This is a genomic window from Polaromonas sp., assembly GCF_043778355.1.
Taxonomy (GTDB): domain Bacteria; phylum Pseudomonadota; class Gammaproteobacteria; order Burkholderiales; family Burkholderiaceae_C; genus Polaromonas.
Map to the genome: position 1 here is coordinate 1 of NZ_JAYWHI010000094.1, position 22,702 is coordinate 22,702.

At 62.7% G+C, this 22,702-nt stretch carries 28 protein-coding genes; 10 read left to right on the plus strand and 18 right to left on the minus strand.

All coding sequences use genetic code 11. The annotated features are described in order from the left end of the window. Window positions 1-311: 311 nt before the first annotated feature. From ACH2CW_RS13270 to ACH2CW_RS13285, 4 genes are all read right to left on the minus strand, one after another. Window positions 312-1,361 carry an NAD(P)H-dependent glycerol-3-phosphate dehydrogenase gene (locus ACH2CW_RS13270; protein WP_395058884.1) on the minus strand — a complete coding sequence of 350 codons (1,050 nt, stop codon included), beginning with the start codon at window positions 1,359-1,361 and terminating at the stop codon, window positions 312-314. A 28-nt stretch (window positions 1,362-1,389) separates the two neighbouring features. Next, on the minus strand, window positions 1,390-1,857 hold the full coding sequence (gene secB / locus ACH2CW_RS13275) for a protein-export chaperone SecB (RefSeq protein WP_395058886.1): 468 nt from the start codon (window positions 1,855-1,857) through the stop codon (window positions 1,390-1,392). Window positions 1,858-1,933: 76 nt separating this feature from the next. Next, window positions 1,934-2,191, minus strand: a complete 258-nt coding sequence (grxC, locus tag ACH2CW_RS13280) for a glutaredoxin 3 (protein ID WP_395058888.1) — start codon at window positions 2,189-2,191, stop codon at window positions 1,934-1,936. Between the two features lie 43 nt (window positions 2,192-2,234). Then, the gene (locus ACH2CW_RS13285; protein ID WP_395058890.1) at window positions 2,235-2,645 is read right to left on the minus strand and encodes a rhodanese-like domain-containing protein; all 411 of its coding nucleotides are present in this window, start codon (window positions 2,643-2,645) and stop codon (window positions 2,235-2,237) included. Between the two features lie 148 nt (window positions 2,646-2,793). On the opposite strand from ACH2CW_RS13285, the gene gpmA reads away from it, so the two are divergent. The 3 genes from gpmA (at window position 2,794) to ACH2CW_RS13300 (ending at window position 5,984) form a co-directional block, all read left to right on the plus strand. Further along, complete coding sequence (gene gpmA, locus ACH2CW_RS13290; protein WP_395058892.1) at window positions 2,794-3,537, plus strand: 2,3-diphosphoglycerate-dependent phosphoglycerate mutase; 744 nt, start codon at window positions 2,794-2,796, stop codon at window positions 3,535-3,537. 162 nt (window positions 3,538-3,699) lie between these two features. Next, the gene (locus ACH2CW_RS13295; protein WP_395058894.1) at window positions 3,700-5,136 is read left to right on the plus strand and encodes a S41 family peptidase; all 1,437 of its coding nucleotides are present in this window, start codon (window positions 3,700-3,702) and stop codon (window positions 5,134-5,136) included. Between the two features lie 92 nt (window positions 5,137-5,228). Continuing rightward, on the plus strand, window positions 5,229-5,984 hold the full coding sequence (locus tag ACH2CW_RS13300) for a HesA/MoeB/ThiF family protein (protein WP_395058896.1): 756 nt from the start codon (window positions 5,229-5,231) through the stop codon (window positions 5,982-5,984). Between the two features lie 12 nt (window positions 5,985-5,996). Here the strand turns inward: ACH2CW_RS13300 and ACH2CW_RS13305 are convergent, their stop codons facing one another. Then, window positions 5,997-8,039 (minus strand): AsmA family protein, encoded by a 2,043-nt coding sequence (locus tag ACH2CW_RS13305; protein WP_395058898.1) that lies wholly within the window; start codon window positions 8,037-8,039, stop codon window positions 5,997-5,999. A 331-nt stretch (window positions 8,040-8,370) separates the two neighbouring features. Between ACH2CW_RS13305 and ACH2CW_RS13310 the strand changes: the two genes are divergently transcribed. Next, window positions 8,371-8,757 (plus strand): response regulator transcription factor, encoded by a 387-nt coding sequence (locus ACH2CW_RS13310; protein ID WP_395058900.1) that lies wholly within the window; start codon window positions 8,371-8,373, stop codon window positions 8,755-8,757. Here the strand turns inward: ACH2CW_RS13310 and ACH2CW_RS13315 are convergent, their stop codons facing one another. Further along, the gene (locus ACH2CW_RS13315) at window positions 8,758-9,390 is read right to left on the minus strand and encodes a response regulator transcription factor (protein WP_077593954.1); all 633 of its coding nucleotides are present in this window, start codon (window positions 9,388-9,390) and stop codon (window positions 8,758-8,760) included. It abuts the gene before it with no gap. 134 nt (window positions 9,391-9,524) lie between these two features. Here ACH2CW_RS13315 and ACH2CW_RS13320 point away from each other — a divergent pair, with 134 nt between their 5' ends. The 6 genes from ACH2CW_RS13320 (at window position 9,525) to ACH2CW_RS13345 (ending at window position 13,137) form a co-directional block, all read left to right on the plus strand. After that, window positions 9,525-10,874: a CHASE3 domain-containing protein gene (locus ACH2CW_RS13320; RefSeq protein WP_395058902.1), complete on the plus strand. Its 1,350-nt coding sequence runs from the start codon at window positions 9,525-9,527 to the stop codon at window positions 10,872-10,874. Between the two features lie 256 nt (window positions 10,875-11,130). Further along, a complete protein-coding gene (locus ACH2CW_RS13325; RefSeq protein ID WP_305560626.1) occupies window positions 11,131-11,295 on the plus strand; it encodes a DUF1328 domain-containing protein in 165 nt (54 codons plus the stop codon). A 145-nt stretch (window positions 11,296-11,440) separates the two neighbouring features. After that, window positions 11,441-11,845, plus strand: a complete 405-nt coding sequence (locus ACH2CW_RS13330) for a hypothetical protein (protein ID WP_395058906.1) — start codon at window positions 11,441-11,443, stop codon at window positions 11,843-11,845. A gap of 89 nt (window positions 11,846-11,934) precedes the next feature. Then, window positions 11,935-12,255 carry a hypothetical protein gene (locus ACH2CW_RS13335; RefSeq protein WP_395058908.1) on the plus strand — a complete coding sequence of 107 codons (321 nt, stop codon included), beginning with the start codon at window positions 11,935-11,937 and terminating at the stop codon, window positions 12,253-12,255. Window positions 12,256-12,265: 10 nt separating this feature from the next. Next, complete coding sequence (locus tag ACH2CW_RS13340; protein ID WP_395058910.1) at window positions 12,266-12,730, plus strand: hypothetical protein; 465 nt, start codon at window positions 12,266-12,268, stop codon at window positions 12,728-12,730. A 92-nt stretch (window positions 12,731-12,822) separates the two neighbouring features. Then, on the plus strand, window positions 12,823-13,137 hold the full coding sequence (locus tag ACH2CW_RS13345; RefSeq protein WP_395058912.1) for a BON domain-containing protein: 315 nt from the start codon (window positions 12,823-12,825) through the stop codon (window positions 13,135-13,137). Between the two features lie 159 nt (window positions 13,138-13,296). Here the strand turns inward: ACH2CW_RS13345 and ACH2CW_RS13350 are convergent, their stop codons facing one another. From ACH2CW_RS13350 to nudB, 12 genes are all read right to left on the minus strand, one after another. Beyond that, the gene (locus ACH2CW_RS13350) at window positions 13,297-13,761 is read right to left on the minus strand and encodes a BON domain-containing protein (RefSeq protein ID WP_395058913.1); all 465 of its coding nucleotides are present in this window, start codon (window positions 13,759-13,761) and stop codon (window positions 13,297-13,299) included. A gap of 49 nt (window positions 13,762-13,810) precedes the next feature. Further along, window positions 13,811-14,008: a CsbD family protein gene (locus ACH2CW_RS13355; protein WP_395058915.1), complete on the minus strand. Its 198-nt coding sequence runs from the start codon at window positions 14,006-14,008 to the stop codon at window positions 13,811-13,813. Between the two features lie 118 nt (window positions 14,009-14,126). After that, a complete protein-coding gene (locus ACH2CW_RS13360) occupies window positions 14,127-14,621 on the minus strand; it encodes a thermonuclease family protein (RefSeq protein WP_395058917.1) in 495 nt (164 codons plus the stop codon). Continuing rightward, the gene (locus tag ACH2CW_RS13365; RefSeq protein ID WP_395058919.1) at window positions 14,618-14,986 is read right to left on the minus strand and encodes a DUF2784 domain-containing protein; all 369 of its coding nucleotides are present in this window, start codon (window positions 14,984-14,986) and stop codon (window positions 14,618-14,620) included. Before ACH2CW_RS13365 ends, ACH2CW_RS13360 begins: the two co-directional genes overlap by 4 nt. Window positions 14,987-15,078: 92 nt before the next feature. Further along, a complete protein-coding gene (locus ACH2CW_RS13370; protein ID WP_395058921.1) occupies window positions 15,079-15,897 on the minus strand; it encodes a DUF429 domain-containing protein in 819 nt (272 codons plus the stop codon). 14 nt (window positions 15,898-15,911) lie between these two features. After that, complete coding sequence (locus tag ACH2CW_RS13375) at window positions 15,912-16,793, minus strand: EamA family transporter (RefSeq protein WP_395058923.1); 882 nt, start codon at window positions 16,791-16,793, stop codon at window positions 15,912-15,914. 47 nt (window positions 16,794-16,840) lie between these two features. Continuing rightward, a complete protein-coding gene (locus ACH2CW_RS13380) occupies window positions 16,841-17,266 on the minus strand; it encodes a BLUF domain-containing protein (RefSeq protein ID WP_395058925.1) in 426 nt (141 codons plus the stop codon). Window positions 17,267-17,280: 14 nt separating this feature from the next. Continuing rightward, the gene (gene folE, locus ACH2CW_RS13385; protein ID WP_395058927.1) at window positions 17,281-18,015 is read right to left on the minus strand and encodes a GTP cyclohydrolase I; all 735 of its coding nucleotides are present in this window, start codon (window positions 18,013-18,015) and stop codon (window positions 17,281-17,283) included. A 90-nt stretch (window positions 18,016-18,105) separates the two neighbouring features. After that, the gene (locus tag ACH2CW_RS13390; RefSeq protein ID WP_395058929.1) at window positions 18,106-19,815 is read right to left on the minus strand and encodes an ATP-dependent DNA ligase; all 1,710 of its coding nucleotides are present in this window, start codon (window positions 19,813-19,815) and stop codon (window positions 18,106-18,108) included. Continuing rightward, window positions 19,812-20,858, minus strand: a complete 1,047-nt coding sequence (locus ACH2CW_RS13395; RefSeq protein ID WP_395058931.1) for a ligase-associated DNA damage response exonuclease — start codon at window positions 20,856-20,858, stop codon at window positions 19,812-19,814. Before ACH2CW_RS13395 ends, ACH2CW_RS13390 begins: the two co-directional genes overlap by 4 nt. A gap of 34 nt (window positions 20,859-20,892) precedes the next feature. Then, window positions 20,893-22,137, minus strand: coding sequence for a cardiolipin synthase ClsB (gene clsB, locus ACH2CW_RS13400; RefSeq protein ID WP_395058933.1), 1,245 nt, complete (start codon window positions 22,135-22,137; stop codon window positions 20,893-20,895). Between the two features lie 10 nt (window positions 22,138-22,147). Then, complete coding sequence (gene nudB / locus ACH2CW_RS13405) at window positions 22,148-22,594, minus strand: dihydroneopterin triphosphate diphosphatase (RefSeq protein ID WP_395058935.1); 447 nt, start codon at window positions 22,592-22,594, stop codon at window positions 22,148-22,150. Between the last annotated feature and the right edge of the window lie 108 nt (window positions 22,595-22,702).

Sequence of the window (22,702 nt, forward strand, 5' to 3'; positions counted from 1 at the left end):
GAAGCGGAAGGACCCAGACCATCGGGTCGCTTTTTTCTTTGCTTACTTTCTTTTTGGCGACGCAAAAAGAAAGTGAGTTGCCGCCGGGCAACCCCCGGCTTGATGGCGAACTACAAACAGACGAAGAGCCGAAGTAGTCAGCGCATATGGTTCCCGGATCGGGCCTGCCCCGGACTTGATCCGGGGTCCGGGATGACAAGTTCAAGGAAGCCCCAGCTATAAATTCGATAGCTGCCTGCGCCCACCGCATAAGGGCTGGAGCCACAAAATACTACAAGTCCGACCAAACCAGGGCAAGCTGAGACAAGACACTACCGCAATTCAGCCGCCGGATCCCGCCCCATCAACGCCGCAACCGCCTCGGCCGGCTGAATCTGCCCGTCGAGCAGCGCCACGACGGCTTCAGAGATTGGCATCTCCACACCCAGCCCCTGGGCGCGCTGCACCACGGTGCGGGCGCAGTACACCCCTTCGGCCACATGGCCCAGCGACTGCACCGCCTGCGCCAGCGACTGGCCTTGCGCCAGCAGCAGACCCACCTTGCGGTTGCGGCTGAGGTCGCCGGTGGCTGTCAGCACCAGGTCCCCCAGGCCCGACAGGCCGGTGAAGGTCTCTGCGCGCGCCCCGAGTGCCAGGCCCAGTCGCGTCATTTCGGTCAGGCCGCGCGTGATCAGCGCGGCGCGGGCGTTGAGCCCCAGGTTCAAGCCGTCACACAGTCCGGTGGCGATCGCCAGCACATTCTTGACCGCGCCGCCGACCTCGACGCCGACGATGTCGTCGTTGGCGTAAACGCGCAGCGTGGGGCCGTGGAAAGCCTCGACCAGCGCGTCGCGCACGTCGGCATGCCCGCTGGCGGCCACCAGCGCGGTCGGCTGACCGCGTGCAACCTCCTGCGCAAAACTCGGACCACTGAGCGCACCCGCTCTCAAATGGATAGCTGCTTGCGCCCGTATTTCATGGGCTAGAAGCCCAAAAGGCTTGGAATCCGGGGAGGTCTCTGCAAGCGGTGCTTCAAAACCCTTGCACAGCCAGGCCACGGGAACGCTGAGGTGCTGCAGTCGCTGCAACATGCCGCGCAGCCCGGCAATCGGGGTGGCGATGACGATCAGGTCCTGGCTGGCCAGCACCGCATGAAAAGAGTCGTCAGCGCCGCCGGTCAACTGCAAGGAGGGCGGCAACACCATGCCCGGCAGGTAGCGGGCATTGACCCGCAGCGCCTGCATCTCGGCCAGTTGCGCCGCATCACGCGCCCACAGGCTGACCTGGTGGCGCGGGGCAGCAGAACGGGAAGATGCCGCGCGGGCGGCGCTGATGGCCAGGGCCGTACCCCAGGCACCGGCGCCGAGAACGGCAATTTTCATGGCGGGCAGGAACGGCGGAAAGCCGGACTCAGACGATGATTTGCGGCGTTTCCTGGGCGGCCGACGCGGCGGCGGCCTGCTGCTGCTCGAACATGGCCTGGAAGTTGATCTCCGCCAGGTTGACCGGCGGGAAACCGCCGCGCTGGATCACGTCGGCCACATTGCCGCGCAAGTAGGGATAAACGATCTGCGGGCAGGCGATGCCCAGCACCGCATTGAGCTGCTCGGCCGGCATGTTGCGGATTTCAAAAATACCGGCCTGCTTGGCCTCGACCAGAAACACGGTTTTGTCTTCGATCTTGGTGTGCACGGTGGCGGTCACGCTGACTTCGTAGAGGCCGTCGGTGATCGGCAAGGCGTCCACGCCGAGCTGGATGTCGACGGCAGGTTGCTCCTGGTTGAGCAGGATTTCCGGCGAATTGGGCTGCTCCAGCGAGATGTCCTTAAGGTAAACGCGCTGGATCTGGAAGACGGGATCAAGATTGGCTTCGGCCATGGTGAATCTTTCGGATTGCTTTTGAAAAAATAAAGCCTGCTGCGCGGGCAGCAGGCACGGCGCATTATCTCAGGGCTCAGCTGTTGAGCAGCGGCAACAAGCCGCCCTGGCCGTCCAGCGCCACCAGGTCGTCGCAGCCGCCGACATGGGTGTCGCCGATAAAAATCTGTGGCACGGTGCGGCGGCCAGTGATTTCCATCATTTTCTGGCGCTCGGCCGGCTGCATGTCCACGCGGATTTCCTCGATGGCGGTGACACCACGCTGCTTGAGCAGCTGTTTGGCATGTGTGCAATAGGGACAGCTGGCAGTCAGGTACATCTTGACGGTTTGCATCGATCAATCTCTCCGGGTCGGGTTCAAGGGCTCAGCCCGCGAGTCAGGCCTTTTCAAGAGGCAGGTTAGCCTCTTTCCAGGATTTCAGCCCACCGGCCAGGCATTGAGCCTGCTGGTAGCCGAGTTTTTTGGCCATGGCCAGCGCGCGGTTGGCGCGCGCACCGCTGGGGCACACCAGAATCAGCGGCAAGTCCTTGTTTTTCACAGCGCTGGGCAGTTTTTCCTCCAACTGGCCCAGCGGGATGTTTTTGGCGCCGACCACGTGGCCAGCGGCAAACTCCTCGACTTCGCTGACATCGACGACCACGGCCTTTTCCCGGTTGATCAGCTGCACCGCCCCGCTGGCGCTGAGTGAGCCAGCCGCCATGCCACTGGAAATCAGGGGCCACACCAGCATGCCGCCGGATGCCAGCGCAATGCTGATCAGCATCCAGTTATCGATGAAAAATTTCACTTTGAGTCCTTCAGGGTTTTGCAGTTAATCAGTGATTTTAGAATGCAGGGGTCAACCGGTCTGCGTGCGCCTTGCCGCGGCTCTGGTTTTCCACAGTTCCAGCCTCAGCTTTTACCTGCCCCACACACCTTTCTCAACGGCATCACCCATGTACAAACTTGTGCTCATCCGCCACGGCGAATCCACCTGGAACCTTGAAAACCGCTTCACCGGCTGGGCCGATGTGGACCTCACAGCCACCGGCATCACGCAAGCCATCGCCGCCGGCAAGCTGCTCAAAAGCGAGGGTTACGACTTTGACATTGCCTACACCAGCATGCTCAAACGCGCGACCCGCACGCTCTGGCACACGCTTGACGAAATGGACCGCACCTGGCTGCCGGTGGTGCACAACTGGCGCCTCAACGAGCGGCATTACGGCGCGCTGCAGGGCCTGAACAAAGCGGAGACGGCCAGGAAATACGGCGACGCGCAGGTGCTGGTCTGGCGCCGCAGCTACGACACCCCGCCGCCGGCGCTGACTGCCAGCGATGAGCGCTGGGAGGGCAAGGACCCGCGTTACGCCAAGTTGAAGCCGGGCGAGGCGCCCCTGACCGAATGCCTGAAAGACACGGTGGCCCGCGTGCTCCCGTTCTGGACCGAGGCCATGGCGCCCGCCATCCGCGCCGGCAAACGGATTGTGGTTGTGGCCCACGGCAACTCCATCCGCGCGCTGGTCAAGTACCTCGACAACATTTCCGACCAGGACATCGTCGGCCTGAACATCCCCAATGGGATTCCGCTGGTGTACGAGCTCGACGCAGATCTGAAGCCGCTGCGCCACTTTTACCTGGGCGACAGCGAAGCCATTGCCAAAGCCGCAGCGGCGGTTGCGGCCCAGGGCAAGTCCTGAGCGGCCGTTGTGTGAAGCGCGGGTAAAGCCGGGCAGTATTTGACACATTGCCGGCCTCCGGAGCCCGCCGCGCGGGAACTGCCAGCCGGGGCCTTTCTCCAAGGTGTATATTGGTTCAAATTCTGTGGCAACTGCCTTTAATTCAGGCAAACGAGGGTATTTATGGGTCAGAAACTCAAGATAGCAGGCTGGATCTCCATAGGCGCAGTGGCTGGCGCACTGACCACCGTGCAACTGCAGGCCGTTGCACGCGGCGGACTGAGCCCCCTCCCCCTGGAAGAACTGCAACAACTGGCCGCCGTGTTTGGCATGGTCAAAACCGACTATGTCGAGCCGGTCGACGAGAAAAAACTGATCTCCGACGCCATCTCCGGCATGGTCGCCAGCCTGGACCCGCATTCGGTCTATTTCGATAAAAAATCCTTCAAGGAATTCCGCGAAGGCACCAGCGGCCGCTTTGTTGGGGTCGGCATCGAAATTTCACAGGAAGACGGCCTGGTCAAGGTGGTGTCGCCGATTGAAGGCTCACCGGCCGACCGCGCCGGCCTCAAGCCCAACGACCTGATCACCAAAATTGACGACACGGCGGTCAAGGGCCTGAGCCTCAATGAGGCCGTCAAAAAAATGCGTGGCGAACCGCGCACCAAAGTCATGCTGATGATCTTCCGCAAGGACGAAAATCGCACCTTCCCGGTGACCATCACGCGGGAAGAAATCCGCACGCAGTCGGTACGCAGCAAGGTGATGGAGCCCGGTTACGCCTGGATTCGCCTGAGCCAGTTCCAGGAACGCACGGTCGAAGATTTCGTCACCAAACTGGAGCAGATCTACAAGCAGGAACCCAACCTCAAAGGGCTGGTGCTGGATCTGCGCAACGACCCGGGCGGCCTGCTGGACGCCGCCGTCGCGGTGTCGGCCGCCTTCCTGCCGGAAAACGTCACGGTGGTGTCCACCAACGGCCAGTTGCCCGAAAGCAAGTTCACCTACAAGGCTGCACCTGAGTTCTACCAGCGCCGCAATGCCGCCGATCCGCTCAAACGCTTGCCCGCGGCCATCAAGACCGTGCCGCTGGTGGTGCTGGTTAATGAAGGCTCGGCATCGGCCAGCGAAATCGTCGCCGGCGCGCTGCAGGATTACAAACGCGCCACCATCATGGGCAACCAGACCTTTGGCAAGGGTTCGGTGCAGACAGTGCGTCCGCTCGGCCCCGATACCGGCCTGAAGCTCACCACCGCGCGTTATTTCACGCCCAGCGGCAAGTCGATCCAGGCCAAAGGCATCGTTCCAGATGTGATGATTGACGACACCGCCGAAGGCAGCCCGTTTGCAGCCCTGCGCACCCGTGAAGCCGACCTTGAAAAACACCTGGCCAGCGGCCAGGGCGCCGACGCGAAGGACCCGGGCCGTGAAAAAGCCCGCGAGGAAGCGCTCAAGCGCCTGGAAGAAGAGTCCAAAAAGAGCCCCGAGCAGCGCCGCCCACCCGAGTTCGGCAGCGACAAGGACTTCCAGCTCACACAGGCACTGAACCAGCTCAAGGGTCGCCCCGTGCTGGTCAGCAAGACCATCGTCGAGCGCAAGGAAGAGAAAAAGGAAAACTGAGCTGCCAGCCGGCTCGGACCGCGGCAGACCCGCAGGCCGGTGGCCGGCCTGCCCCCTGATGCCTCGCGCACAGAACCGGCTCAGCCCGCGCCATGAACGATAGCCAGCTGCTGCGCTACTCCCGACACATCCTGCTCGATGAAGTCGGGGTCGAGGGACAAAACACATTGTTGTCCTCGCACGCCTTGATCATTGGTGCGGGTGGACTCGGCTCCCCGGTCGCGCTGTACCTGGGCAGTGCCGGCGTCGGCCGCATCACCGTGGTGGACAACGACCGTGTCGACACCACCAATCTGCAGCGGCAAATTGCCCACACCTTGTCACGCGTCGGCCAGTTCAAGGCCGAATCCGTGCGCCAGGCGATTGCCGACATCAACCCCGACGTTCAGGTCACGCCGCTCAGCGTTCGCGCCGACGAGGCCTTGCTTGACACGCTGCTGCCCCAGGTGGACGTGGTGCTGGACTGCTGCGACAACTTTGCCACGCGCCAGGCCATCAACCGCGCCTGCGTGAGGCACGGCAAGCCACTGGTCTCGGGCGCCGCCATCCGTTTTGACGGCCAGGTGTCGGTCTACGACCCCCGGCAGGCAAGCTCGCCCTGTTATGCCTGCGTGTTTCCGCCCTCGGAAACCGTGGAAGAAGCCAACTGCGCGACCATGGGCGTGTTTGCGCCGCTGGTGGGCATGGTTGGGACGATGCAGGCCGCAGAAGCGCTCAAACTGCTCTGCGGCATTGGCCGGCCGCTGACCGGACGCCTGATGATGCTTGACGGCCGCAGCATGGAATGGGGCGAGGTGCGCATCGCGCGCCATCCCGGATGCCCGGTCTGCGGGCAGCGGCCGCACTGATCTCCACTCAAGCTATTTCTTGCCGGGCATGGGCGTGGCTGCTGCCGGTTTTTCTGGCGGCTTGACCGGGCTGGCGGTAGCCAGCACACCTTCGCAATCAGCATCCTTGCCGGGCCCGGTTTCCACCGTGGCCGCCAGGGCCAGCAGCGGATTGAGGGCGCCCAGCAGCAGGGCAAAACCACCACGCTTGACCAGTGCCGCCTTGTCGGGGGTGGCAGAGGGGCGCGCAAACGTGCCCGTCACCCTGAGCGGGGAACGAAGGCTCAGAATACTTTTGTCCTTGGGCTCGGGATAAAGCACCAGGTTCAGGGTTTCATCGGCCAGGCTCATCTGGCCATTGCCATTGATCACGGTGTCTGCCGTGTCCAGCAAAATCGCGCGGCTGCTCATCAGGCCCTGCTTCACATCAAAAGCCGCTGCAGCGCATCGCAGGGTGATGTTTTTGTCCCCAGCCATGAAGAACTGGATGATCTCGCCACCGTCCAGGCCCATAAACTCCATGAGCACGGCGCTGATTTCGCCCTTGCCCATCAGCAAGGCCATGGTTCCGGACGACGAGCCCAGCACCTTTGAAATCGAATTGCCGTTGCCCGCCAGATCAATGCGGCCATTCAACCGACCCAGGCTGCCCTTGGTGGCTTCAATCCGGGGGAAAAGCCGGGCCAGCTGAAGCGTGCGCGCGTCCAGCCGGGCTTGCACTTTCACTGGCTTGGCATGCGCGTCGATGCGAATCAGGCCCACCAGCTTGCCGCCCGCCACGCCCAGGTCCAGCGGATCCAGCTGCAGCACCCCGTCATTGAGCTTGATGTGGGTGTCAATCCGCTCCAGCGGCAGGCCCTTGGCATTTTTGACCTCGGCAGCCTTGAACCAGACGTCGGCATTCATGGCTTTCAGGCGCTCAAAATCCAGTTCGGCAGTGGGCAGAACCTTGCCGGCCACCTGCACCTGTTTGGGTGCCGAAGAGCTTGCACTCTTGGTGACGGTTTTGGTGGTCTTGCCCGAGGCGTCGGTGGGCACACCCACCAGCGGGCCCAGGTCCACGAAATCAAGCGACCGGGACTCGACCCTGCCCGAAAGCAGCGCCAGCGGGCCCGACTTGTCATAGGCCAGATTGCCGGCAATATCCGACTGGCCCAGCCGCCCCTGGATCGCGGCGACTTTCCATACCGCACCCTGCTTGGACAGGCGGCCCCGCAGCGTATAAGGCCGGGTATCCGGTAGCACCACCCCCAGCACCTTGTAAAGGTCCGCCAGCGTCTGGCCCTTCAGGTCAAAACTGGCATCGAGGCCATCGAGTGCGCCCAGGTTGCCAATGCTGCCCCTGGCCTGCAGGCTGGTGCGGCCGGCCGACGCCTTGACCTCGACCGGGAAAGGGTTGGCCTTGGTTTCGCTCAGCTGCAGCACGTTGCCGGTCCGACCCTCGGCGGCAAAGGCCTCTTTTCTCCAGGTGCCACGCGCCTTGTAGCTCAGCGGCATCTCGCCCTGGCCGGCAGCAGCCGTCGAGAGGGGGTCGGCACCGGCAATCGCAAATTCGGTCCGGATGTCGGCCCCCTGGGCCTCTGCCAGGTAGTTAAGCTTTCCCTGGTCGACCACCAGGGCGTCAATCACTGGCACCGTGCCCGTGTCGGCCGTATCCTTGCCCAGGGCCCAGGTACGCCGGCCGTCCGGCTGGATTTGCAGCCCGAACACCGGCTGCTGCAGCTTGATCAGCGGCAGCTCCACCCGGCCCCGAAGCAGCGGCCAGAATTTGATCTCGATCTCGGCCGACTCGGCCTTGACGAGGTAGGGGTCGCGCGCCCAGTCCGGGTTGGCGAACTCGATACCATCGGCAAAAACACGGGTTGTCCGGCCCAGCTTGACGTCCAGCTTGCGGGTAATTTCAAACTTTCGCCCGCTTTGCTCGCTGACGTACCGGTTCAGGGGACCGCGCAGCCAGTCCCACGGGAAAAACACCACCAGGAGTATCAGCGCCAGCAGCACCACCGCGCCCCCCGCCGCAATCCTCACCCACAAGGCTTGGTGAAGCCGGGGTGCGACAGAGTTAGGCTTGCTCATAGGAGGTTCATGCGATTCTTGGGTGAGGTTGCTGAAAGCCTGCACACGGTCCACAGGGGCCCTATGAATCGTGACCAGGCTCTTGAAACCGGCACCGGAAAGCCGGTTCGCCTGCAATGGATCTGCCAGGGGACAGTCATTGGTGAGGCAAGTGTGGGCCGGGCAACGTCCGGCGACCATCGGCTGCAGCCATGAACCACTGTCAGCGTTTGACTACAGGCACGACTGTAGTCAACATCCTACAGCTGAGCTGCCGTGGCCCTGTCAAAATCTGCTAGCAGGCATGGAAACATTAGTTAACATATCTACTCAACAGACAGATTGAAGATCAGTGGGACTCAAAACTTATATCGTCGAAGACAACGCGACGATCCGCGACAACCTCATAGCCACACTGGAAGAACTTGTCGGCATCCATGTCGTAGGCACGGCGGAAACCGAGAACGAGGCCAAGGATTGGCTCAGGCGACCCGACCAGGCATGGGACCTCGCGATTGTTGACCTTTTCCTGAAACAGGGCAGTGGCCTGGGCGTCCTGGAGGCTTGCCGCAACCGGGGGTCACATCAAAAAGTCATTGTTTTGAGCAATTACGCGACGGCAGACATCCGCAAGCGTTGCGCGCAATTGGGTGTCGACGCCGTGTTTGACAAATCCAACGAAATTGATGCGCTGGTGGATTACTGCCTGGCGCAATCACCGGCTGGCGCCGGCGCTTAATCAATCAATCAGCTTGTTCTTCAGCGCGTAGTAGGTCAGGTCGCTGTTGGACGCAAGACTCATTTTTTCCATCACGCGGGTCCGGTAGGTACTGACCGTTTTCACACTCAGCGACAGGGCCTTGGCAATGTCACCAGCCGTTTCACCCTTGGCCAGTTTCAGGAAAACCTGAAATTCACGCTCAGAAAGTTGCTCATGGGGTGTCGCGTCATTTTTGCGATTGAGCTGTTGCGCGAGCAACTCGGCCACGGCCGGCGTGATGTAACGCTTGCCCAGCGAGATCACGCGAATCGCGTTGACGATCTCCATCGGATCGCATTCCTTGTTCAGGTAGCCGCTGGCCCCCTGACGGATCAGGTTCACCGCGTAATGCTCTTCCGGATAGCCACTGAGAATCAGGATGCCCACATCGGGGGCCTTGGCGCGGATCATGGCCAGCGCGTCGATGCCACTTTGGCCGGGCATGGACAGGTCCATCACCAGAATGTCGAGCTCGACGTTGCGCACCAGGTCAATCGCTTCACGGCCACTGGCTGCTTCGCCGACCACCCGCAAATCAACCTGGTCGGAAAAGAACTGTTTCAGCCCCGAACGCACGATGGCATGGTCGTCAACAATTCCGATTTTGATCATTTCTTTTCCTTTTTTAGGCCGGCGTTTCAACGCGGCACAATGCTTCCACACAGCGTCGCGCAATTGCGACGGCTTTTTTGCCCCACAAGCGATTATTCACGAATTTTCGACTGAAATACGGACCGGAGATCACGATGAGATGGTTTGCAATCCCCAGAATGGCGATCAGCCTGCCTTTGGCAGTGCTTGCGGCGGCTATTTTGATCGCCATCAACGAAGCCGGTTTTCGCCTGTCCACCCAGGCGGCCACCAGCATTGAGGAGGCGCAGGAAACCCGTGGTTCCGTCACCAAGTTGTTGCAACACATGCTGGACGCCGAAACCGGGCAACGGGGTTACCTGCTCACGGGGGATCCCAAATATCTGGAGCCTTACGACGCGGCATCCACTGACATCATCCAGACCTCAGACACCTTGCGCCGACTCTACGCGCCGTACCCTGCGGAGCTGGCCCAGTTTGGCATGTTGTCACACAACGTCTCGCGCAAGCTCGCAGAGATGGACCTGAGCGTGCGCATGCGCAAGCAGGGCAACGAGGAAGCCTGGAAGTTTGTGCTGACCACTGATGTCGGCATGGCGCAGATGAACGCCATCCGCAGCCAGATCGGCAAACTGATTCAGTCAAGCAATTCGAAAATGCAGGCGGCACAAATCCAGATTACCCGCTCGTTGCAGCTATCGCGGCTGGGCATTGCATTGATGGCGTTGGCTGGTTTGCTGGCGTTTTACATGTATCTGCGCCAGACCCAGGCGCTGCTGAACTCCGGCAGACGCGAGCAGGAGTCCCTGCAGCGCGAACGCGACCAGCTCGACAAAGAGGTGCGCGACCGCACCGCCACGCTGGCTGAGCTGGCCACCCACCTGCAGCAAGTGCGCGAAGACGAGCGTGGCCACCTGGCGCGGGAGTTGCACGACGAGCTGGGCGCCTTGCTGACGGCCGCCAAACTTGACGTGGCGCGCATCAAGTCAAGGCTGGGGGTCATCACGCCAGAAGCCGCCGAGCGGATCCAGCACCTGATTGAAACGCTCAACAGCGGCATCGCGCTCAAACGCCGCATCGTCGAGGACTTGCGGCCCTCGTCGCTGTCGCATCTGGGCCTGGTTGCCTCGCTGGAAATCCTGGCGCGCGAATTTGAGGACCGGTCCGGGCTGGACATCACCACCGACCTCGAAATGGTGGAGATCGGCGGGTCGGCGCAACTCACGGTCTATCGCCTCGTGCAGGAGTCTCTGACCAACATGGCCAAGTATGCCGAGGCCAAACACGCCGAGATCAGCCTGCACAGCTTCGACAGTTACCTTACCGTCGAGGTCAAGGACGACGGCAAGGGTTTCGACAGCATGAAGGTCGGCAGCACCAGCCACGGCCTGACCGGCATGCGGCACCGGGTGGAAGCCGCGGGGGGCAGACTGACCGTAGCGTCCAGCCCCGGCCAGGGGACGCGCATTTTTGCCGTATTGCCCAAGGTGGCGCTCGCCCCCTGAGCCCGACGCCGGCACAACTTCTTGCGGCGGTCATGCGCCGTGAAGCCATCTGCGGTGGATACCTGCCCGGTCGCCGCGAGGCCGCATACCGCACCAAAAGCGGGGCGGCACCGTCCTACACAGCGTCATCGCGCTTCCCGACAGGGCCAACCGACCCTTACCGATGAACGCGTTTGGGTGCCCGCTTTAACCTTGCAGCAGGTGTTTCAATTGCGAGCGCCGCAACCCATGGGCACCGCCCTGCAAGGAGATCGACATGTTGCATTATTCCGTTGTCTTTCTGGTGATTGCATTGATTGCCGCCGTGTTTGGCTTTGGCGGTATCGCCGCTGGCGCGGTCGAGATTGCCAAAATTCTGTTCTTCATCTTCGCGATATTCGCCGTCGTCAGCTTCGTGGTTGGCCTGATGAAAAGAAACTGACCCAGCCCATCAACGGGCGACAGCGCACTGGCCAGCTTCCCTTGCTGTTGGTCCCTGGTGCCTTCGCCGTCATCCCTTTTTCCCCTTCCCATTTGCCTTCTCCGGGGCTGTTTATCCGGTCTTTCACTACTTCAAGGAACTCAACATGAAAACCCCAAGCTCCAACATTCCGTCCACCCACGACGCGCTGACCGGTGCGCGCCACCTGTCCGATCAGATGATCAGCGGTGCCGAACATGCGGTTGAAAGCAGCCGCAGCCTGGCCAACGAGACCCTGGACAAGGCCGAAAGCAAGGTCCGCCAGTTGCGCGGCAGCATCGACCCCATCGTCGACAAGCTCGCCACCCAAGCCCAAAAACTGGCCCGCCAGAGCATGGACATGGCCGCAGAAGCCAGCGACCGGGCGCAGCGCTCCATGCACCGTTATGCCGATGCGACCACACGGTATGTGGCCAACGAACCCGTCAAGGCCGTGTTGATTGCCGCCGCTGTCGGCGCTGCGGTCGCCTTGCTGGTCGCCTCCTCCACCCGCAGCCGCGATTCGCGTTGATCTGCGGCCCCACTGTCAACCCAACCGCGTTGTAACCATCCGTCATGCTGCACCCGTTTATCTCTACGCTGATCCGCCGGCCCAATCTCTTGATCGACCATCTGGCGGGGTATGCGGAGCTGATTCGAGAGGAAGCTTCTGAAGCGGGTGTTGATTTTCTGGGCCGGGTCATGGCCTGGGTGATGGTTGCCGTGTGCGCCATCGTGTTCCTGGTGCTGGCCGGCGTGGCCCTGATGCTCGCGATGGTGACAAGCCCGTTTCACTGGGCCTTGGTCGCGGTTCCGTCGGCGGTGTTGGTCCTGATGTTCGTGGCCTGGCTGAAAACCCGCAAGCCATTGACGTCGAACCATTTTGCCGAAGTCAGGGCGCAAGTCGATCGCGATGCGCAGGCTTTGCGTTCAGCTTCATGAAAAGACCCGTATGACAACGCCTCTCCTCACCGCCCAGCAACGCCTGGCAGCCAGCCGCCAGGCCATCGTGCGTGACATGCACCGCAACGACTCCGACATCGATCAAGGGGCTCACCCCGATACCGATGGGGTGGACCCGTCCGATATCAGCGAGACCGGCATTGACGCCTCGTCCGGTTCCTGGGATTTGATCAAGCAGGTCGGCCAATCCTGGTGGCGCTCGCACCCTGCACACCTGGCTGTGGATGTCGCCAAACCCATGATGCAAACCTTTGCCAAAGAGCAGCCATTAAAACTGCTCGGGATTGCAGCCGGAACCGGCGTTGCGCTGGTGGTGCTGCGGCCCTGGCGCCTGATTTCCCTGACCGGTGTGGCGATTGCGCTGCTCAAGTCGACACAACTGACGGGTGTGGTGCAGTCCCTTATTTTCGGATCGCGTGACACCGGGCGCGAACACCACCGCCGCCCTCATTGACACTCTTCGCAAACCGACTGGCGTGGTGCCGTCAGTCGGCCAGCTTTTCAACTCACCGCACCAAACAGATCTATAACCTCAAGGAAAACACCATGAAATACGCTCGCGCCATTGCTTTCGCCGCCCTCGCCGGCATCACCATCATCAGCACCGGTTGCGCCGTGGGGCGTGGTCAGCAGACAGCCGGTGCCTATGTGGATGACGCCGCTATCACCACCGCCGTCAAAGCCAAATTCGCATCGGACAAGACCGTTTCGGCCACCGCATTGAATGTGGAGACCCTGAACGGGACGGTGCAACTGTCCGGCTTCGCCAAGTCCGCCACGGAAAAAGCCCAGGCTGAAACCCTTGCACGCGACACCAAAAACGTCCGTGCGGTGCGCAACGACATCGTCGTCCGTCCTTAAGCGAAAGCACACGGCGACCTGATCTGGCGTTCGCGTCAGGTCTGAACAACAGGGCCAGGCGGTCAAATGCCTGGCCCTGTTTTTTCGTCGGATGCCGCATCCGCATCGGGCAAAAAAAAGCCGCGCCCTGCAGGCGCGGCCGGTGGGTCAAGCCGCAGTTCAGCTGCCCGTGACCACCAGTTGGTTGTTGACCGAAACAACACCCTTGACCTGCCTGGCCAGGTCGGTGGCCTTGTCCTTGGCCGCCGCCGTAGGTGCCGGACCCATGAGCGTGACGACCCCCCCCTTGGTGTCGACATTGATCTTGATCGCGCTCAGATCGGTGTCTTTGACAAAACTGGCGTTGACCGAAGTTGTGATCACAGCATCGTCAATTTTTTCGCCCATGGTGGTGCTGGCCTGGCTGCCAGTTGCCTGGGCCTCCTTGGTCGCATCCTTCATGGCATTGCCAGCATCCTTGGCCGCCTGCCCGGTTTTTGCAATGCCCGAGTCGACCGACTGGCCGACAGTTTTGCCCTCGTCGGTTTTGCCGCAGGCAGCCAGTGCCAGGAGAACCGCCACCGAACAAACAGCGACGGCGAAAGGGCGACGCACTGCGCCGGCCGGATTGGAATGGGTCATCATGGTGAATCTCCTTTCAAATGGTCCTTGAACGGTTCCGTGGACGCGCGGTTCAGAGCTTGTCGATAACCTTCCTGGCCGCATTCTTGGCATCTTCCTTGGCATCGCCGTAACCGGACTGGGCCTTGCCCTTGACCTGATCGGCCATGCCTTCGGCTTCGAGGCTTTCGTTGCCGACAACACGACCGGCAACTTCTTTGGCCTTGCCTTTGGCTGCGTCAACCCGGCCTTCAACTTGGTGCTTGTTCATGGTGCTTCCTTTGAGTGAAACCCGCCGGTGTGGCAGGCGAAATTCCACTGTAGTTTTGTGGCCGGAGACGCCTCGTCAGCAGCGCCGCAATTCCATGTAGGACGTTGCCCCTCGCTGTTTATGGCGAATCACAGGGACCGTTTTGCTTGCGAAACAGGCGTGGCTCCACAGCCAGTTGATCGGCAAACAAACCCCGCGCTGCCGCCTGCGCGTCGGCTTGCTGCGCCCTGTACGGGCCGCCATCCCGGCCAAAACGGTAAGACCAGGCGTGTCCCTGATCCACCATCCAGCCTGCGACATCCTCCCCTTCCAGATGGAGGGCCGCAACGGTGCGGCCATAGTCGTCCGTGCGTTGCGGACTGACCTGAACCCGCCGCCCCGCCAACCGCTGCGCCAACGCTGCGCGTGACGCGGGTCCGCCGGCCTGGCAGATCTCCGGCGCGTCGATCCCGTGAACCCGTATCTTGACCGGTGGGCCGCCCAACCGAGGCCGCACCCACAGCGTATCGCCATCAGCAATACGCGTGACCGTCCCGCTCCAGGCGCCACCTGCCTGGGCGGCGACCGCTGCCCAGAGCACCAGCCATGCGAGGCAGACACGCAGCCCGGTCACTTCAGGCGCTTCCGGCGGCGCCAGACCACGGCATAAACCACGCCATTGATCACCAGCAGCAGCGCACCCAACACCCACTGCAACTCGCGTGTCAGATCGCCCGGGTAAATCACAGGCATCAGATAACGTTCGATGAAGCTCTCACTGTAGGTGGCCGCACCGGCAGCCCGGCGCAAGGCGTTTTCCAGCGGCGTCAGTGGGCAGATCCAGCCGGTGAACTCCACCGTCGCGCCCCAGGCCAGCGCCGGCAGGTGCAACCAGGGCATCCAGCGCCAGCGCAGGGCCAACGCCCCGCCGCCCACCGCAAACACAATGAACAGCAGGTGCACCAGCAACACCAGGTCAGCCAGCAAGGAGGCCATCATTTGCTACTCTTTTTATAGCTTCTCATACAAGCGGGACATGGGCTGGGGGCCGATTTTTCATGAATTTCCGTTCAGCAGGGATCAGGCCGGGGTCAGGCCGAGACGATCCAGCCCTCAAGCGGATCGATCTCCGCCGGCAGGCCGTAGCAGGGTGCGTCCTGGGTATGTTGCGTCTGCGCCCAGGCGGCCTGCATCAGGCAAAGCACGGCGTCGAGGGCGTCGCCACTGCCGTCGTCCACCAGCGTATCGCGCTGGGCGTGCGTCAACTTCAGGCGCAGGCCCAGGCGGGTCTGGCCCATCTCCAGCGCAGTGATCAGATCCTTGCGGGCAATCAGCCGCTCGGCTGTCTGCTTCACGCGATCATCGCTTTTGTAGGAGCGGTGGCCGAGCACCTCGCGCGCCAGCAGGCCCGGATAGGCTTCCAGCGCAACCCGGTTGCGGTCACCGTCATGCAGCCCTGGCAGATGCACACCGGCCGCCAGCAGGCGCGGTGCGCCCGCATGCAGCATGTAGGCGACTGGCGGGTTGACCCATTTCATCGAGGGGCTGGCGCCGGCTGGTCGGTCGGTGGCGCGGTGGGCGAACTTGCCACCAACCGGTCTGGCGTCACAAAACGCGGCGAAGGTCTGGCGTATCTCGGCGCGGCTCAGCCCGGCGTAATGCGCCATCAGGGCCGGCCAGCCGAGCGGCCAGCCGAGCTGCTCGACCAGTTCACGCGGCAGCCCGAACGGAAAATCAAACGCCCCCAACCAGCCCGCGGGTTGCCGCAACCAGGCGTCAAAATCGTCGAGTGAGTGCAGTTGCACCAGCCGGGCCAGTTGCACGCGCCCGCCGGCGCTGGAACCCAATGCCAGCACGATGGGTTTACGGCGCGTAGGCGCGCTGGAGAAATCGCAACCGATCAGCATCATGCCCGGATTGTCGGTCAGCCCAGCGCCAGCGCCATCACACCCAGGCCAATCAGCGCCGCGCCGAACGCGCGTTGCAGCCGGTCACCCTCGCCGAGCAAATGCCCGCCAATCAGCGCCGCAAACAGCATGGAGACTTCGCGCGCTGGCGCCACATGCGACAGCGGCGCCACCTGCATTGCATACAGCACCAGCACATACGACACCGGGCTGATGGCGCCGACCAGCAACGCGTATTTCCACTGCTGGATCCACAGCAGCCGCGCCGCCGGCCGGTCACGCAGCACCGTGGGCGCGAGCAGCGCCAGCCGCACAAAGTTGCCCAGGTAGTCGACCAGGATCGGGGACATCAGCATGAACTTGACCGCATAACCGTCGACCACGGTGTAGCTGGCAATGAAGGCCCCGCTCAGCAGGCCATAGACCATGCCCTTGTGGACCCGCTGGCGCTGCGCCGGGTCATGCGCGGCGCGCAGCAGGCCGGGCCCGCCGGCAATCAGGAACACCCCGCCGACCACACCGACGATGCCGAACAGTCCCAAGGCCGAGATCTGCTCGCCCAGCAGCATGATGGCAAACAGGGACGACAGCAGCGGTCCGGAACCGCGCGCCAGCGGGTAGACCACGGTCAGGTCGGCCTTGCGGTAGCCGCGCAGCAGCACCACGTAATACAGCACATGCAGCACGCCGCTGAGGGCAATCACCGCCCACTCGCGCCAGCCCCAGCCCGGCACGACGCCCCAGGCGGCCCACAGCCCGACCGGCGCCCAGATCCACATCAGAACCACGCTGGTGAAAAAAGCAAAACGCGCGTCGCCACCAGCCTTTTTGGCGGCAATGTTCCAGCTGGCGTGGATCAGCCCGGCGAGAATGACCAGCGCAAGGGCGGAAAGCGGCACCGGGGATTACCCGACGCGCCGGCAGCGCATCAGCACCGGCAGCAAGTTCAGGCTCTGCCGCAGATGGCGGCGGTGGCCATCAGGTCTTCCAGCAGCGCCAGCGACACCTTGCCCGACACCGAATAGGGGTCGAGCTCGGGTTTTTCCGAGTATTTCAGCAAGATGGAGGTGTTGACCTTGGCCACATTGACCTGGCCCATGGTCCAGCCGCCGAAACGGCGCTCGCTGATTTCTTCATAGTGCAGCAGCACCACGTCGGTGTGGCGCGGGTCCTTCTGGATGTGGCCGTACAGGTCGCTGACCTGAGCCCGGCCCCCTTCAAGCGCCTGCAGGAAAATGCCGCCGCCGTAACACAGGATGCCGGTGATGCCCATGGCCGGGTTGTGGCTGCGCGACTGGGCCAGAATGGACTCGGTGCTGTCGCTGGAGGCCGGATTGGCCGAGCGGCTGGCGTAAAGAAGGCGTACCAACATATCTGTGTGTGTCCTTAGCTGCTGCTCTTTTTGGGAATGAGAGACAAAAACTCGCGGCGCAGGTTCGGGTCCTTGAGGAACACGCCGCGCATCACGGAATTGATCATCTTGCTGTCCATGTCCTTGACGCCACGCCAGCCCATGCAGAAGTGGCTGGCCTCCATGACGATGGCCAGGCCATCAGGCCGGGTTTTCTGCTGGATCAGGTCGGCCAGTTGCACCACGGCTTCTTCCTGGATTTGCGGGCGGCCCATGATCCACTCGGCCAGGCGTGCGTACTTGGACAGGCCGATCACGTTGGTGTGTTCGTTGGGCATCACGCCGATCCAGAGCTGGCCGATCACCGGGCAAAAATGGTGCGAACAGGCGCTGCGCACGGTGATGGGGCCAACGATGATGAGTTCGTTGAGGTGTTCGGCGTTCGGAAACTCGGTGATGGTCGGGCCCTCCACATAGCGGCCCTTGAACACCTCATTGAGGTACATCTTGGCAACCCGGCGCGCGGTGTTCTGGGTGTTGTGGTCGCCCACGGTGTCGATCACCAGGCTGTCGAGCACGCCCTGCATCTTGGTTTCGACTTCGTCGAGGAGCTTTTCGAGCTCGCCCGGTTCGATGAAGGCGGCGATATTGTCGTTGGCGTTGAAGCGCTTTTTGGCGGCGGCCAGACGTTCGCGGATCTTGACGGAGACCGGGGTTCCTGCGTCGTCAGGGGCCGCTTGTCCTGCGGGCGTGTCGGATTTCATGAGCATGACCAATGTTACCAGCCCGTCCAGCGCAGGTCATGCCTGATTTTTGAAAGGGTTTTAGGCCTCCAACCCATGCTGGGTGGTCGTAAGTAGCTATAAATTCAGGAGCATGTTGAGCGCATCGAGGGTGTCAGCCTCGTGTAGGGGCTTGTCGTCCCGAATCCGCAACATGCGCGGAAAGCGCACGGCAATGCCGCTTTTGTAGCGCGGACTGCGGTTGATGCCCTCGAAACCGAGCTCGAACACCAGCGTGGGCCGCACACTGCGCACCGGCCCAAATTTCTCCAGTGTGGTTTTGCGGATCACGCTGTCGATGCGCTTGAACTCCGCGTCCGTGAGGCCGGAATAGGCCTTGGCGAAGGCAACCAGTTGAAGGCCGTCGGGCTGGGCCGGTTGCCTTTTCGCAATCGCCTCTACCACGGCCGCGGCTTCTTCGGCATCCTTCGGCGTGCGGTTCCAGACCGCAAAGGTGTAGTCGGTGTAGAGCGAGGCGCGCCGCCCGTGACCGGCCTGCGCGTAGATCAGCACACAGTCGATGGTCATGGGCTCTATCTTCCATTTCCACCACAGGCCGTCGGCCTTGGTGCGGCCGGTGCCGTAGGCTGCGTCCAGGCGTTTGAGCATGAAACCTTCGACGCCGCGCTGGCGCGATTCGTTGCGCAGCGTGGCGAATTCCTGCCACGACGCCAGCCGCTCCACAGGCGAAATTTTTAGCGGCGAACCTGCCAGCAACTGCTCCAGCAGTTCCCGCCGCAGGCGCTGCGGCTGGGCGCGCAGGTCCTGGCCGGCGAGTTCGAGCAGGTCGTAGGCCATAAAGGTCACCGGTGCGTCGGAGAGGATTTTTTTGCCCAGGGTCTTGCGGCCTATGCGTTGCTGCAGCAGTGCAAAACTCGCCGGCCGGCCAGCGACGTCTCCATCAGCGACCCACACCAGAATCTCGCCATCGAGCACGGTGCCATCAGCCAGCGGCTGGGCCAGCGCCACAATTTCAGGAAAACGCTCGGTCACCAGTTCCTCACCGCGCGACCAGAGCCAAACCTGACCGGCACGCTTGACGATCTGGCCGCGGATACCGTCGTATTTCCACTCCACCTGCCAGTCGCCGACCGGGCCCAGCTTCGCGTCCAGTCCGGCCAGCGGCGTGTCGAGCTGGTGCGCCAGGAAAAACGGGTAGGGCTGGCCTGCATCACGCACATCACCCTCAGCCCCGGTCGCATCGACCAGAAGGGCTTCGTATTTGATTGCGGACGGCATCACCTTCGCGTCCATGTAACCCATCATGCGCTGCGCGATGCGTTTGGCATCGATGCCGGAATGCGCTGCCAGCGCGCGCTGCACCAGCAATTTGCTGACGCCTACCCGAAAACCGCCGCCAACCAGCTTGACCAGCAGAAAGCGGCCCTGCGCATCGAGTTCCCGCCAGTAGCCGCGCACCCGGCGGGCCACGTCGTCCTCGGGCAATCCGCGCAGCGGCAGCAGCCGGTTTTCCACCCAGTCGGCCAGGCCCAGGTCAGACTCTGTGGCCTGCAGCGGCAGGATAAAGGCAATGGTCTCTGCCAGGTCGCCGACCGCCTGGTAACACGCCTCGAACAGCCAGTCGTCTATGCCTGCGGTCTCGCAGGCGAGCTGGCGCAACGTCGCGGTCTTGACCACCTGACGCGGTTTGCCGCCGGCCAGAAAATACACCGCCCAGGCCGCGTCGGGTGCCGGTGTGCGCGCGAAGTAGCGCTGCAGGGCTTCCACCTTGGCCTTGGTCGAGGTGGTGCTGTCGAGTTCGGCAAACAGCCGTGAGAAATGTTTCATGGCGCGGGGACCTCTGCCGCCGGGTCAGGCATTGCGGACTGAACCTGCTCTTCGACCGGGTCGTCACCGTACTCGGTGTGAAAGGCTTCAGCCTGCAACCCCTGCTCCGTCAGGTAACGCACCAGCACCGGCACGCTGCCGTGGGTCACGATAACGCGCTGGGCGCCGGTCGCGCCTATGGCGCCCATCAGGCCCGGCCAGTCGGCGTGGTCGCTGAGCACAAAACCCTTGTCATAAGCGCCGCGCCGGCGCGCACCGCGCAACTGCATCCAGCCGCTGGCAAAAGCATCGCTGAAGTCGCCGAAGCGCTTGGCCCAGGGACCGCCGGCAGCGCTGGGTGGGCACAAGACCAGCGCGCGTTTGAAATCAGCCGGGTCGCTGACCTCATCGACCGTCAGCGTCACCGGCAAATCAACGCCAGCCGCCCGGTAGGCGGTATTCAGCGTTTGCACCGCGCTGTGCACGATGATGGGCGCAATGCTCGGGTCAACCCCGCTCAGGATGCGCTGGGCCTTGCCGAAGCTGTAACACATGAGTACGCTGGCGCGGCCCAGCGCGGCGTTGGCGGCCCACCAGTTGTTGATCTGTGCAAACAACTCGGCATCGGGCCGCCAGCGGTAAATCGGCAGGCCGAAGGTGGATTCGGTGATGAACACATCGCAGCGTACCGGCTCGAAAGGCGTGCAGGTCGCATCGGGCGCAACCTTGTAGTCGCCGCTGGCGACCCAGGTCTGGCCGGCATGCGCAAGGCGCACCTGGGCAGACCCCAGCACATGGCCGGCCGGGTGCAGCGACAGCACCACGCCGTTGTGGACGATTTGCTGGCCGTAGTCGAGATTCTGCAGCGTGATGTTCTGGCCCAGGCGCGAACGCAACACGCCCTCGGCGGGCGTGGCGGCCAGGTAATGGCCGTGGCCCATGCGCGCATGGTCGGCATGGGCATGGGTGATGACAGCGCGGTCCACCGGCCGCCAGGGGTCGATATAAAAATCACCGGCCGGGCAGTACAGGCCTTCAGGCCTCTGGACAATCAGGTCCTGCATGTCGTGCGGGGGCTTTCAGGAAACGGTCAAGAAATCAGTAACGCTGGCCCGTCACAAAAATAGCCAGTCGCATCAGCGCATGAGCGAAGTGGTCCAGAATACGCTGGCCCCAGGGCCGCTGGCTGTAGGCGACGGGATCGAGCAGGCGTCCGTGCCCAGCTATCGCCGCGCACAGGCTGTCGCGCAGTTCGCCGGCAAATACCTTGTCCTCAATCACCATGTTGGCTTCGCGCGCCAGCAGCAGGCTCAGCGGGTCGAGGTTGGACGAACCGACCGTGGCCCAGTGCCCGTCGATCACCGCGACCTTGGCATGCAGGAAGCTGGCTTCGTATTCATGAATTTCAACACCCGCCTTCAGCAACGCGCCATAGACCGGCCGGGCGGCGTGGTATTGCATGAAATATTCATACCGGCCCTGGAGCAGCAGGGTGACCTTGACGCCGCGCCGGGTCGCCCTGATCAACGCGCGCCTGAGCTTGCCGCCGGGCACAAAATAGGCATTGGCGATCAAAATCTCGTGGTGCGCCTTGCCGATGGCCTGGCGATACACCTTCTCGATGCTGCTGCGGTTGCGCAGGTTGTCACGCAGCACCAGCGCCGCTTTGGCGCCAGGCAGCGGCGCAGCGCCCGGCGCTGCTGACGCAGCTTTGGCAGACAGGCCTGCTGCGTCGGTACGTCGGCCATACCCGGCCGCCTTGAATTTTTCCCAGGCTGCGCTCAAGTGGTTCTGCCGGGCACTGTAGCCGGCTTGCACGCGCCACCATAACAAGGCCATGGCTTCGGCCGCCTCCGCCGCCAGGGGCCCGGTCACGGCGACCGCAAAATCGAACCGCGGGGATGACAACTCGCCATGGTTGGGATCGTAGAAGTCATCCAGCACATTGATACCACCACAAAAAACCGTGCGCTGATCCACCACACACAGTTTGCGATGCAGCCGCCGCCAGCGGTTCGGCGCCAGCAGGCCAAGCCCGCCCAGCCCGGCCGCCAGCGGCGAATAGACCAGCCACACCACGCCGGCGTCTTTCATCTTCTGCTGCCAGGCCGGCGGCAAGGGGTCGGAACCGATGCCGTCGACCAGTACCTCCACGCGCACCCCGCGCCGCGCTGCGCGCACCAGTGACTCGGCCACCTGGGCGCCGGCCAGGTGCAGGTCAAAAATATAGGTCTCCATCTGCACCCAGGCCGCCGCGCTGTCGATGGCGCGGATCAGGGCGGGGAAATATTGCTGGCCACTCTGGAGCAGTTGCAAGGCTTCCGATCTGTGCAAGGGGTTCATGGGCTCGGACTCACGCCATGAATTGAGGCAAAAGTAAAACCGCCTCGGCATTGGATGCTGAAAAGCACTGGTCGGCCGCTTCCAGCCAGGACAGCCACTGCCAGGCCGTGTGTTCGCGCGGGCTTAGGGTGACGACGCAGGCCTGGGGCACACACAAACTGAAAACATGTTCGGTGTTGCGCGTCACGCCGGGTGCATACCGTGCGCGCCACGCGGGGTAAATGTCATAGACATTGGAGACCTCCCAGTCGCGAAAATCCGCCGCGCTTGCAGCCAGCCCGGTTTCCTCGAAAACCTCCCGAGCCGCAGTGTCTACCAGCGCCTCGTCCGGCGTGTGCCGCGAACCGGTCACGCTCTGCCAGAAGCCGGGATGGTCGGCGCGCTCAAGCAGCAGCACCTCCTGCTGTGGTGTGTGGATCACCACAAGAACGGACTCGGGGATTTTGAACGGCTTCATGTCGCGGTCCTTGGTTGCAGGTCGCCAGCACCTTACACGCCGCCCGGCCCGTTACCATTGATGATAAAAATGGCCTCCAGCCCATATCTGGCAAGCGTTAGCAGCTAT